The organism is Pseudonocardia alni (assembly GCF_002813375.1).
GTDB classification, from domain to species: domain Bacteria; phylum Actinomycetota; class Actinomycetes; order Mycobacteriales; family Pseudonocardiaceae; genus Pseudonocardia; species Pseudonocardia alni.
The window spans coordinates 3,607,668-3,619,410 of sequence record NZ_PHUJ01000003.1 but is presented as its reverse complement, the minus strand read 5'-3'; the positions used below and the strand labels follow the sequence as shown (position 1 = coordinate 3,619,410).

Here is an 11,743-nt window from a genome sequence, read left to right as displayed (position 1 = left end):
GCCGGGTTGCGACACTGGGGTCATGCGCACCGGCCCCGTCCCGCCCGCCACCACTCCGGACTCCACCGACGTGCTCGTCGTCGGGGCGGGACCGGCCGGGTCGGCGGCGGCGGCGTGGGCGGCCCGGCACGGGCTCGACGTCGTCCTCGCCGACTCCGCCACCTTCCCCCGCGACAAGGCCTGCGGTGACGGGCTGACCCCGCGCGCGATCGCCGAGCTGGGGCACCTGGGCCTCGGTGGCTGGGTCGACTCGCACGGCACCAACCAGGGGCTGCGCGCGCACGGGTTCGGGCAGGTCCTGGAGCTGCCGTGGCCGGGCGGGTCGCTGCCGGCGCACGGCTCGGCGATCCCGCGCACCGAGCTCGACGCGGGCATCCGCCGGGTCGCCCTGGAGGCCGGCGTGACCCCGATGGAGGGCGCCAAGGCCGTCGACGTGACGTTCGCCGGGGGCCGGGTCGACTCCGTGCTGTTCGACGACGGCCGCTCCGTCCGGTGCCGCAGGCTCGTCGTCGCCGACGGGGCGCGCTCCACGCTCGGGCGGGTGCTGGGCCGGGAGTGGCACCAGGACACCGCCTACGGCGTCGCCGCCCGCGGCTACGTCAGCTCCGGCCGGCACGACGACCCGTGGATCAGCTCGCACCTGGAGCTGCGCGGCGAGGCCGACGAGGTCCTGGCCGGGTACGGCTGGCTGTTCCCGCTGAACGACGGCCGGGTCAACATCGGCGTCGGCACCCTGGCCACCGACCGGCGCCCGGCGAACATCAAGCTGCGCGGCCTGATCGACCACTACGCGAACGCGCGCCGCGCCGAGTGGGAGCTCGGCCCGGAGGTCGAGCTGGTCCGCTCCGCGCTGCTGCCGATGGGCGGGGCGGTGTCCGGCGTCGCCGGGCCGAACTGGGCGCTGGTCGGCGACGCGGCGGGCTGCGTGAACCCGCTCAACGGGGAGGGCATCGACTACGGCCTGGAGACCGGCCGGCTCGTCGCGGAGCTGCTCGCGTCGGGCGCCGACCTGGACCGCGCCTGGCCCGCGACCCTGCGCTCGCACTACGGCCTGGCGTTCTCGATCGCGCGGCGGCTCGCCGGGCTGATCACGATCCCGCGACTGCTGCCGCTGGCCGGGCCGGTCGGGATGCGGTCGCGGGCACTGATGACCGTCGCGCTGCGGGTGATGGGCAACCTCGTGACCGACGAGGACCGCGACCTGACCGCCCGTGCCTGGCGGGCCGCCGGGAAGCTGTCGGTCCGCCTCGACGACCGGCCCCCGTTCCCCGCGGCCGACCTGCGCACACCGGTCACGGCGCGCTGAGGTCTCCGGACCGCAGGATCACCGGGTGGTGGCAGCGCGCCGTCCACCGGGGTGACCGGCTCCGGACGGTACGGTCGCCGCCAGGAGGTCCGCCACGACGGCGGACGGCCGGTGCGCGCGCCCGCGGCCCGGCTGCACCACCAGACCGGGAGGGCCCGTGACCCGCGGCGACGATCCGGAGCGCACCCGCAGGGATGCGTCCGACCCGTGGCGGACGGGGAACCGCCGGCAGCGGCCGCCGGGCGCCCCCGCGCCCGACCCCACCCGTCGCGTCGGCGGTACCCGGCCCGCGCCGCGGCGTGCCGACGACGACCCGTCGACCCGCAGCAACGCGCCGGACGCCACCCGCCGGGTCGGCCCGCCCCACGGCCCCGGCCGCCCGGGCCCCGGTGCCCCCGCGGACGGCACCCGGCGCCTCGGGCCCGGCGAGGCCCCGACCCACCACCTCGGCGCCCCGCCGACCGCCGCCCACGGCGCGCCGCGCCCGTCGCGCCCGGACGCGACCCGGATGATGCCCGCCCCCATCACCGAGCCCGAGCTGCTCGGCGGCCGGTACCGGCTGGAGGGGCTGCTCGGCCAGGGCGGGATGTCCGACGTGCACCGGGCCACCGACACCCGGCTCAACCGGCCGGTCGCGGTAAAGATCTTCGGTGCGGCCGACGACCCGAGCGCCGACCAGCGCTTCGAGCAGGAGGCGCAGGTCATGGCGAACCTGCGCCACCCGGGGCTGGTCGCGGTGCACGACTTCGCCGTCGAGGCCGACCGCGCCTACCTGGTCATGGAACTCGTCGACGGGCCCACGCTCAAGGACGTCATCGCCCGCGAGGACCTGCCGCCCGAGGACATCCGACGGATCGGCACCGAGGTCGCCCAGACCCTGGCCTACGTCCACTCGCAGGGCGTCACACACCGCGACATCAAGCCGTCGAACATCCTCGTCGACTCCGACGGCCGGGCCCGGCTCGCCGACTTCGGCATCGCCGCCCTGCTCGGCGCCGACGGCCACACCGCGGCCGGCGAGATCATCGGGACACCGGCGTACCTGTCGCCGGAGCAGGTCCAGGGCCGACCGGTCGGGCCGCCGACCGACGTGTACGCGCTCGGCCTCGTGCTGCTGGAGGCCTGGACCGGGCGGCAGGAGTACCAGGGCCAGGGGCTGCAGGGCGCCGCCGAGCGCGTGAACCGCGCCCCGGTGGTGCCCGCGGACGTGCCCGAACCGGTGCGGACGGCGATCGACCGGTCCACCGCGACCGACCCGCAGCGACGCCCGGACGCCCGCCGCGTCGCCGAGATCCTCTCCGAGCCGGCCGCCGTCGCTCCGCCGGTCGTCGCACCGGAGCCGGAGCCGGAGCCGCGTGACCTCGGCTCGTCGGGGATCGGGAAATGGATCGCGATCGGCGCGCTCGTCGTCGCGCTGCTGGTCCTGCTCCTCGGGTTCCTGCTGTTCGGGAACGACGACTCCGACACCCAGGCCCCGCCGACCACCGAGACCAGCGCACCGCCCACCACCGAGACGACGACCGAGGCCCCGACCAGCGAGAACGACGGCGGCATCCAGCTGCCGAGCAACATCCCGGGTCTGCCGTCGGGTCTGCCCTCGCTCCCGTCGAACCTGCCGTCGCTGCCGAGCGAGCTGCCGTCGCTCCCGTCGAACCTGCCCGACCCCGACCAGATCGGTCAGGGCGCGCAGGGTTTCTGGGAGTCGATCCAGCGCTGGTGGTCCGGGATCACCGGGAACTGACGTGACCCGTCCGACCCGGTGCGGCGCGCGCCGGGCCGGGCGGGGACCATCGGAGGTGACACGGGCGCGGTACGTGCCCGGTGACCACCTGCGGAGGGGTTCTCGGTGAGCGCGAGCACGGAGCAGGCGACGACCGATGCGGCCGGTGGTGCGCAGCCCGCACCGGCGGTGCCGGCGCGGCGCGACCGCCGTGCCCTCCTGACCGCGCTCACGGTCGCCCTGGTGCTGCTGTGCGCCGGCGTCGCGGTCGCCGTCTCGATCGGCGACGACGGCTTCTGGCGGCAGAGCGGGCTGCCGGTGCCCGAGCCGGGCCTGAAGGCCGCGACGGTCGTCGCGAAGGTCCTGGCCGTCGCCGCGACCGCGCTCGCCGCCGGGTCGCTGCTGGTCGGCGGCCTGGTCGCGGCGCCGCAGAGGTCCGGGACGGTCGACGTCCACGGCTACCGCGCGCTGCGCCGGGGCACCCTGGCCGCCACCGTCGCCGGGGTGTCGGCGATCGCCGCGGGCTGGCTGTCGGTGGCCGACATGACCGGCAACTCCCCCGGTGTCCTGGCGTCGGTGGGCCCGTTCGGGTGGCTCGGCGCCGCCGCGACGATCGAGGAGCCGCTGGGCTGGGCGCTCGCGGGGGCGCTGCTGCTGCTCGTCGCCCTCGGGGCGGCGTTCTCGCTGAGCTGGAAGGCCGTCGCCGCGCTCGGCCTGGTCGCCGCGTGCGCGATGGCGGTACCCGCCGCGGTCCACCCGGCCGCGACCGGAGCCGGGCACGACTGGAGCGGCGACGCGAACGTGCTGCGCGCCGTCGCCGGGACCGCCTGGCTCGGGCTGGTCGCCGCGCTGGCCGCGTTCCGCGCGCACGGCGGCGTCGTCGAGGGACGGACCGTGGGCCGGGTCCGCGGGCTGCTCGCCGTCGGCGGGGTCGTGTACCTGGCCGGTGAGCTCATCTTCCAGTTGGTGGTGACCGACGCCGGGCCGCTCGGCGGGTCGGCCTACGTGCGGGTCGCCGTGGTCGTCGCGGTGCTGCTCGCGGCCCTGGTCCCGCTGACCGCGCTTCTGGTCCGCGGGCTCGTCGCCGCCCCGGGCGGACCGGTCCCGGGCCGGCTGCTGCCGGTGGTCGCGGTGCTGGGGGCTGTGGTGGCGACGCTGGGCGTCGCGAGCATCCGGCTGGTGCCGCCGCGGTTCGTCGTCGCCGACGACTCGGCGCTGCAGACCCTGATCGGCTGGGACATCGACCGGCCGTTCTCCGCGCTCACGGTGCTGACCGACTGGCGCTGGAACCTGCTGTTCGGCACCGGTGCGCTGGTGCTGGCCGGGCTGTACCTGGTGGCCGTGCGCCGGCTCGCGTCCCGCGGGGTGGTGTGGCCGGTCGGCCGCACCGTCGCCTGGCTGCTGGGCTGCGCGACGTTGCTGCTGGCGACGTCGTCGGGGCTGGGCTTCTACTCCCCGTCCATGTTCAGCGTCCACATGATCAGCCACATGACGCTGAACATGCTCGCGCCGATCCTGCTGAGCCTCGGCGGCGCGGTCACGCTCGCGCTGCGGGTGCTGCGCCCGGCGGGCCGCGGCAACCCACCCGGCCCGCGCGAGTGGCTGCTCGCCGCGGTGCACTCGCGCGTCGCGAAGGTCATGACCCACCCGGCGTTCGCGGCGGTGCTGTTCGTCGGCTCGTTCTACGTCCTGTACTTCACCCCGCTGTTCGACGGGGCGCTGCGGTTCCACTGGACCCACCAGCTGATGAACCTGCACTTCGTGCTGGCCGGCTACCTGTTCTTCTGGCCGCTGATCGGCGTCGACGCCGCCCCGCACCGGCTGCCGCACCTGGGGCGGCTCGCGGTCATGCTCGCGACGATGCCGTTCCACGCGTTCTTCGGCGTCGCGGTGATGAGCTCCTCGACGGTGCTGGGGGAGAACTTCTACCGCCAGGTCGGGCTGCCGTGGCTGGACCTGCTCGACGACCAGCGCACCGGCGGCGGCATCGCCTGGGCGACGGGCGAGATCCCGATGCTGCTGGTGATGGTCACGCTGGTGGTGCAGTGGTCGCGCGACGACTCCCGGGAGGCGGCCCGCAAGGACCGGCAGGCCGAGCGGGACGACGACGCCGAGCTGAAGGCCTACAACGCGATGCTGGAGCAGATGCGCCGGGGCGGCTGAGCGCCGGTCGCGCTCACGCCGTCGCGGCGGTCGCCCTCAGCCGGGTCAGGCCCGGCGAACACGACGGCGGCGAGGCCAGCCCCGTCCTCGCCGCGGACCTTCAGGTCCCCGGCCGCGGGACCAGGACGAGCTCCCCCGCCGCGACGGTCGTCCAGCAGCCGGTCGTCGTGCGGACCGGGGCGCGGCCCTCGTGCAGGAAGACTGACCCGGTGGCGTCGCGGAGCACCGTGGCCATCGCGCCGTCGGTCACCCGGGAGCGGCGGGACCGCCGCAGCTGCCACTCCGACCGGCCGGCATCCGGTCGAGGCGGGTGTCGATCGCATCGGGCAGGGGTGCGGTCACCCCCGGATCAGCCGCGTGACGGGTCGCCGTATTCCGGCGACCGCGCCCGCCCACACCCTCCGGCGGCCGTCCACACCCGCTGCGACGGGTGTGGGGACCCGTCAGGGGGTGTGGACCGTGGGCTCCACGTAGTCGGTCGACTCCTCGCCGACCGGGGTGCGCGTCCCGCCGAGGGTTCCGTCGGCCCAGCTCGCCGCCTTCCGCAGCCGCAGGCTGTTGGTGACGACCAGGAACGACGACAGCGCCATCGCAGCCCCGGCGAGCAGGGGGTTCAGCAGGCCCGCCATGGCGATGGGGATCGCCGCGGTGTTGTAGCCGAACGCCCACCACAGGTTCCCGCGGATGGTGCCCATCGTGGCGCGGGCGAGCTCGACGGTCGCCGGGAGCACGCGCAGGTCGTCGCGCACGAGCACGACGTCGGCGGCCTCCAGGGCGACGTCGGTGCCCGAGCCGACGGCGATGCCCAGGTCGGCCGCGGCGAGCGCGGCGGCGTCGTTCACGCCGTCGCCGACCATGGCGACGGTGCGGCCCTGCCCCTGCAGCGCACGGACGTGGTCGACCTTGCCGTCGGGCAGCGCCCCGGCGACGACCTCGGTGATCCCGCAGGCCCGGGCGACGGCGTGCGCGGCGGCGGGCCGGTCACCGGTCAGCAGCACCGGGCGCAGCCCCATCGCGACGAGCTCGGCCACCGCGACCGGCGCGGACTCCTTCACCGGGTCGGCCAGCGCGACCAGCCCGGCGAGGGCGTCGTCGACGTGCACGGCGACGACGGTGTGCCCGGCCGCCTCCCACTCCGCGAGCCGCGACGCGAGCGCGCCCGTGTCCTCCGGGGGACGCCCGACGGAGACGGTGCGGCCGTCGACGGTGCCGCGGGCGCCGAGCCCGGGCAGCGCGACGAAGTCCTCCACCGCCGGGACGTCCGGTCCGGCGTGGGCCCGGATCGCGGCGGCGATGGCGTGTTCGGACCCGCTCTCGACCGCGGCGGCGCGGGCCAGCAGCTGCGCCGCGTCCGTACCCGGGAGGGCGGCGACCTCGACCACGGCCATCCGCCCGGTCGTCAGCGTGCCGGTCTTGTCGAGGACGACGGTGTCGGCGGCCCGGGTGGTCTCCAGCGCCCGGTGCCCCTTCACGAAGATCCCCAGCTCGGCGCCGCGGCCGGTCGCGACCATCAGCGCGGTCGGCGTCGCCAGCCCCAGCGCGCAGGGGCAGGCGATGATCACCACGGCGATCGCGGGCGCCAGCGCACCGGCCCAGCCGGCGCCGGCCAGCAGCCAGCCCCCGAGGGTGAGCAGCGCCAGCGCCAGCACCACCGGCACGAACACCGACGACACCCGGTCGACCAGCCGCTGCGTCGCGGACTTCTCGGTCTGCGCGCGCTCGACGGCCGCGATCATCCGGGCGAGCCGGGTGTCCGCGCCGACCTGCTCGGCGACGACGACCAGCCGCCCGCCCGCGGCGATCGTGCCACCGGTGACGGCGTCGCCCGGCCCGACCTCGACCGGGACCGGCTCGCCGGTCATCGCGCTCGTGTCGACGGCGGCCCGCCCGGTCTCGACGACGCCGTCGGCGGCGACCCGCTCGCCCGGCCGCACCAGGAACCGGTCGCCCACCCGCAGCCGTCGCACGGGGATGCGGGACTCCGTCCCCCCGGACAGGACGGTGACCTCGTCGGTCTCCAGCGCGGCGAGCGAGCGCATGACACGCCCGGCGGTACGGCGGGCGCGGGCCTCGAAGTACCGCCCGGCCAGCACGAACGTCGTGACCCCGGCGGCGACCTCGAGGTAGAGCGGGCCGGACGGGTGCAGCACCGCGTCCCACCCGGTGAGGGTCTGCCGGGTGTCGAGGAAGGCCATCTCCCCCAGCGACCAGGCCGACGCCGAGATCACGCCGAGCGAGACCAGGGTGTCCATCGACGTCGTCCCGTGGCGCAGGTTCAGCACGGCGGTGCGGTGGAACGGCCACGCCGCCCAGCCGACGACGGGCAGCGCCAGCGCGACGACCACCCACTGCCAGTAGGGGAAGCGCAGCGACGGGACCAGCGACATCGCCAGCGACAGGTCGGCCAGCGGGATGAACAGGATGAGTGCGACGGCCATCCGGGTCCGCAGCCGGCGCAGCGCGGTGTCGTCGGAGGTGGCCTCGTCGCCGGTGTCGGTCGGGCGGATCTCGGTGGCGCCGTAGCCGGCCTTGCGGACCGTCTCGACCAGGGTCGCGACCGGGGTCGCCGACGGGTACCGGACCAGCGCGCGCTCGGTGGCGAGGTTGACGGTCGCGTCGACGCCGTCGAGCTTGCCGAGCTTGCGCTCGACCCGTCCGACGCAGGCCGCGCAGGTCATGCCGTCGATCTTGAGCTCGACCGTACGGACGTCCGTCTCCCCCACGGTCCGGTCCACGGCGCTGTCGGTACTCACGACCCCATGGTTCTACACGCGATCGAAGATCCGCCACCCGGGCCCCTGACCTGCGGCGGACCAGCGCCCCGCCGAACCGTTGCGAGGCGACAGGGCGTACAACTGGTCGTCGGGAGTGGGGGTACGCGGACGTCCGAGGAGGAACCCTGATGGCCACCGGGAAGCGGAAGGCGGCGGCGAAGAACCCGCTCACCGCGAAGGAGGGACCGTCGCAGTTCACGGTGATCGCGCTGATCGTCGTGGTGGCCTTCGCCGCGGTCGTCGGTGTCGGCGTCTACTGGAAGAACTCCGGCGGCGGGATCGCGGTCCCGGCGAACGCGTCCGCGCAGGGCGTGACCGTCGGCAACGAGGCGGCCCCGAAGACGATCGACATCTACCTCGACTTCCAGTGCCCGATCTGCAAGCAGTTCGAGGCACAGGCCGGGCAGACGCTCGACCAGATCGTGTCCTCCGGCCAGGCGAAGATCGTCTACCACCCGATCGCCATCCTGGACCGGGCGTCGTCGACCCGGTACTCGACCCGTGCGGGCGCCGCGGCCGGATGCGCCGCCGCGGCCGGGGTGTTCCCGCAGTTCGAGAAGGAGCTCTACGACAACCAGCCCGCCGAGGGCGGCGCCGGGCTCCCGAACGAGCAGCTGGTCGCGCTCGGGCAGAAGGTCGGCGCGGGCGGCGACTTCGCCCAGTGCGTCGACGACCAGCGCTACGCGCCGTGGGTCACCCAGCTCACCCAGCAGTCGCTGCGCGACGGCGTGTCCGGCACTCCGACCGTGAAGGTCGACGGCACCCAGGTCGACGCGACCCCGCAGGCCGTCGCGCAGGCGGTCGCCGCGGGCTGAGGCCCGGGTCCTCCGCGCCACCGGAGCGCCACACGGCTCAGTCCGTCGCGCCACCGGAGCGCCACGCAGCGACGGCCGCGGTCACCTCGTGGCCGCGGGCGCGGGTCAGGTCGCGCTCCCGGAACGGCGATCGGACCCGGTACGCGACGGTCGCGGCGAGATCGTCCAGGTAGCCGCGTCCGCCCCCGTCGAGGGCCCGCCGCTCGTCGTCGTCGAGCTCCAGGAGCACCGAGTACCCGACCGGGCCGTGCGAGCAGTTCACGTCCAGGTAGGTCCCGGCGTCGTCGCGCAGCAGGAACCAGGCGTGCGGCTCATGGTCGACGACCTGCATCACGGCGCTCCCCTCGGGCCCGGGCCTGCCGGTCAGCCGGGGCGGCGGAGCGGACAGTCCAGCCGGGGGCAGCTGCGGAGGAGCAGCTGCCGTTCCTCCCAGCGGTCCCGGCGTTCGGCGGCGATCCGCTTCCACTGCCGTCGCTGGTTCTCGGTGTCCATCGACATACCGATGAGCACGGAGAACCAGATGAGGGCGAGGACTCCGCCGACGACGATCAGCGAGGTGGTCATGGTGTGCCACCTCCGCTCCGGTGCGGCGGGGTGGGGATCTCGGGACCGTGTGTGGTGCCGTCATGGTCGTGCATGGCGCACCCCCTTCAGCGGTGGTGACCGCTGTCCAGGATCTGGGAGTCGAGTATGCGGTGCGAACGCCCGGCTGCACCAGACTGAAAGCAACACTTCGTCTGCAATTGCAGGAGTCGTAGGCTGGCCGGAGTAGTCGTTCGCTCGTCGAGTCGCCGGGGGGTCGGAACCATGACGGTGACGCACGGACCCGTCGTCATCCGGCGCCGGCTCGGCTGGGCGTTGAAGCAGTTGCGGGTCAAGCGGAAGCGGCAGCTCGCCGAAATCGCGAAGCTGCTCGAGGTCTCCCCCTCCAAGCTCTCCAGGATCGAGACGGGTCAGGTCGAACCGAAGTTTCGCGACGTTCGGGATCTCCTGAACATCTACGACGCGGCGGAGAGCGAACGGTCCCAGATCTTGGAATGGGCCAACGAGGCCAAACAGCCCGGCTGGTGGCAACCCTTCTCGATCGAGATCCCGAACGATCTGGACATGTACATATCGCTGGAATCAGAGGCGCAGTCGATCTCGATCTACAGCACTCCGATCAGTGGACTTCTGCAGACTCGGGAGTACGCACACGCCATCCTCGGAGGAGCCGTACCCACCGCGACCGAATCGGAGCTCACGACCCTGGTCGATGTCCGTATCGGCCGCCAGGCCATCCTTTCGACCGACCGCGACGATGCGGCGCCGGTCGAACTCCATGCCGTGCTCGACGAGAGCGCCTTGCATCGGGGCCCACGGAAGGGCTCCATCATGGTCGACCAACTGGACGCGCTGCTGAGCCATTCGGAACGACCCAATGTGACCTTGCAGGTCTTGCCCTTCGAGTCGGGGTACACACGGGCCACCAGCACATTCGCCCTGTTCGAACCGCGTGTCGACGACGACTGGGCTGTGGTGAACGTCGAGAGCACGGGGGCCGACGCCTACTTCGACAGCCCCTCGACCGTCGCTCGCTTCCGGGCGATCTGGGCCGAGGTCACCACCTCTGCGCTCGACCCGGAGGCCTCGCGGTCACGCATCCGCGCAGTCCGCGACGCGCTGGCCGATCACCGCGACGACAGTGCGGCCACGTCGTCGTAGTCGAACTCCCCGCGTCGCACGCCGGCGACGAACTCGTCCCACTCAGCCTTCGTGAAGGAGGCCACGGGGCCGTCCGCGACGAGTGTCGAGCGGACTCGCACGACTCCGTCATCGGCCGCAACGGCGACACAGCCACCGGAGTGACAACGGCTGGTCTTGACGAAGGCGCTCACTCCGACTCGCTGCACGGCGCGAAACTACCCGTTCGGCGGTTGATGTGGTCGGAATCAAGAGCGCTGTCGCCGACCGCGCGAAGCGGGCCGCCGAACGGCATCACCTCAGCCCTGGGTGGCGATCTCACTCGGCGTCGCCGCGACCCGGTTCTCCGCCCGCCGGATCAGCACGATCCCCCCGAGAATGAGCACTCCACCGCCCACCTGGACCAGGGTCGGCACCTGCGCGATCAGCACCCAGGCCGCCAGCACCCCGAACATCACCTCGGACAACCCGACGAACGAGGCGACGCGCGTGTCGAGCCGTCGGATGGCGACGATCCCCGTGAGGTACGGCAGCGCCGTCGCGAGCACGACGAGCATCCCCAGCAGCACCGGCCAGGACACGTCGACCCCCGCCAGCCGGCCGCTGGACTCCCCCACCCGCCACGGTGTGATGCCCAGCAGACCGGTCACGGTGAGTGTCACCGCACCCACGACCATCGCCCCGGAGATCATCAGCAGCGGCGGGACGCCGCCCTCGTCGTCGCCGCCGGGCAGCACGAAGTAGACGCACACGCACACCGCGGCGCCGAGGCCCCACAGGATTCCCGTCAGGTCGACGCGCTGGGGTCCGAACGGGTCGACGACCAGCACGAGCCCGGCGAGTGAGACCAGGCAGCCGACGAGCGTCACCGCGGCCGGGGTGCGCCGGGTCCGCGCCCAGGTCCAGCCGACGAGCAGCACGGGCGCGAGGAACTCCAGCAGCAGCGCGACGCCCACCGACAGGTGCTGCAACGCCTGGAAGAAGCACAGCTGGACACCGGCGACGGCGGCCAGGCCGTAGAGCAGGATCTTGCGGGCGTTCGGCGCGCTGAGCGGGTGCCGGCGCAGCATCACGACCGTCACCGGGAGCAGCAGGACGGCGGCGCCCGCGATGCGCAGCAGCGTCGTGAGCCCGGGCGACCAGCCCGCCTCCAGGAACGCCGCGCCGAGCGGTCCGGAGAAGCCGTACGCGGCGGCCGAGACCAGCGCCCACATCAGCCCGCGGACCATGTGATCCCGTGTCACGACCGAAGCACCCATAGACTCCTGACACTAGGAACCGA

At 74.1% G+C, this 11,743-nt stretch carries 11 protein-coding genes; 5 read left to right on the top strand and 6 right to left on the bottom strand.

The genetic code is table 11. The features are described 5' to 3' along the window. The first annotated feature begins 22 nt into the window (after positions 1-22). The 3 genes from ATL51_RS17935 to ATL51_RS17925 all read left to right on the top strand — a co-directional run bounded on the left by ATL51_RS17935 (position 23) and on the right by ATL51_RS17925 (position 5,189). On the top strand, positions 23-1,306 hold the full coding sequence (locus ATL51_RS17935) for a geranylgeranyl reductase family protein (RefSeq protein ID WP_100879287.1): 1,284 nt from the start codon (positions 23-25) through the stop codon (positions 1,304-1,306). Positions 1,307-1,463: 157 nt separating this feature from the next. Next, positions 1,464-3,047, top strand: coding sequence for a serine/threonine-protein kinase (locus ATL51_RS17930; protein ID WP_100879286.1), 1,584 nt, complete (start codon positions 1,464-1,466; stop codon positions 3,045-3,047). 105 nt (positions 3,048-3,152) lie between these two features. Continuing rightward, positions 3,153-5,189, top strand: a complete 2,037-nt coding sequence (locus ATL51_RS17925) for a cytochrome c oxidase assembly protein (protein ID WP_100879285.1) — start codon at positions 3,153-3,155, stop codon at positions 5,187-5,189. A gap of 100 nt (positions 5,190-5,289) precedes the next feature. Here the strand turns inward: ATL51_RS17925 and ATL51_RS29500 are convergent, their stop codons facing one another. Continuing rightward, entirely contained in the window at positions 5,290-5,424 is a 135-nt protein-coding gene (locus tag ATL51_RS29500) for a hypothetical protein (RefSeq protein WP_301549070.1), read from the bottom strand. 208 nt (positions 5,425-5,632) lie between these two features. After that, a complete protein-coding gene (locus ATL51_RS17920; protein WP_301549069.1) occupies positions 5,633-7,942 on the bottom strand; it encodes a heavy metal translocating P-type ATPase in 2,310 nt (769 codons plus the stop codon). Between the two features lie 149 nt (positions 7,943-8,091). Here ATL51_RS17920 and ATL51_RS17915 point away from each other — a divergent pair, with 149 nt between their 5' ends. Further along, entirely contained in the window at positions 8,092-8,778 is a 687-nt protein-coding gene (locus ATL51_RS17915; RefSeq protein WP_100879284.1) for a DsbA family protein, read from the top strand. A gap of 37 nt (positions 8,779-8,815) precedes the next feature. Here ATL51_RS17915 and ATL51_RS17910 read toward each other — a convergent pair whose 3' ends face one another. Together ATL51_RS17910 and ATL51_RS17905 are read right to left on the bottom strand one after the other, a co-directional pair. Next, positions 8,816-9,109, bottom strand: coding sequence for a hypothetical protein (locus ATL51_RS17910; RefSeq protein ID WP_157818416.1), 294 nt, complete (start codon positions 9,107-9,109; stop codon positions 8,816-8,818). A 32-nt stretch (positions 9,110-9,141) separates the two neighbouring features. Continuing rightward, positions 9,142-9,342, bottom strand: coding sequence for a hypothetical protein (locus ATL51_RS17905; RefSeq protein ID WP_100879282.1), 201 nt, complete (start codon positions 9,340-9,342; stop codon positions 9,142-9,144). Between the two features lie 243 nt (positions 9,343-9,585). Between ATL51_RS17905 and ATL51_RS17900 the strand changes: the two genes are divergently transcribed. Continuing rightward, entirely contained in the window at positions 9,586-10,482 is an 897-nt protein-coding gene (locus ATL51_RS17900; RefSeq protein WP_100879281.1) for a helix-turn-helix domain-containing protein, read from the top strand. Here the strand turns inward: ATL51_RS17900 and ATL51_RS17895 are convergent. Continuing rightward, the gene (locus ATL51_RS17895; protein ID WP_100880780.1) at positions 10,449-10,655 is read right to left on the bottom strand and encodes a DUF397 domain-containing protein; all 207 of its coding nucleotides are present in this window, start codon (positions 10,653-10,655) and stop codon (positions 10,449-10,451) included. The two genes, ATL51_RS17900 and ATL51_RS17895, sit on opposite strands and share 34 nt — an antisense overlap. Positions 10,656-10,760: 105 nt before the next feature. Then, positions 10,761-11,705, bottom strand: coding sequence for an EamA family transporter (locus ATL51_RS17890; protein WP_167410014.1), 945 nt, complete (start codon positions 11,703-11,705; stop codon positions 10,761-10,763). Positions 11,706-11,743 lie beyond the last annotated feature (38 nt).

What these genes read in the sequence shown, in the direction of transcription:
- ATL51_RS17915 (WP_100879284.1), top strand. Translation starts at nt 8,092, where the DNA reads ATGGCCACCGGGAAGCGGAAGGCGGCGGCGAAGAACCCGCTCACCGCG.
- ATL51_RS29500 (WP_301549070.1), bottom strand. Translation starts at nt 5,424, where the DNA reads ATGGCCACGGTGCTCCGCGACGCCACCGGGTCAGTCTTCCTGCACGAG.
- ATL51_RS17900 (WP_100879281.1), top strand. Translation starts at nt 9,586, where the DNA reads ATGACGGTGACGCACGGACCCGTCGTCATCCGGCGCCGGCTCGGCTGG.
- ATL51_RS17905 (WP_100879282.1), bottom strand. Translation starts at nt 9,342, where the DNA reads ATGACCACCTCGCTGATCGTCGTCGGCGGAGTCCTCGCCCTCATCTGG.
- ATL51_RS17910 (WP_157818416.1), bottom strand. Translation starts at nt 9,109, where the DNA reads ATGCAGGTCGTCGACCATGAGCCGCACGCCTGGTTCCTGCTGCGCGAC.
- ATL51_RS17935 (WP_100879287.1), top strand. Translation starts at nt 23, where the DNA reads ATGCGCACCGGCCCCGTCCCGCCCGCCACCACTCCGGACTCCACCGAC.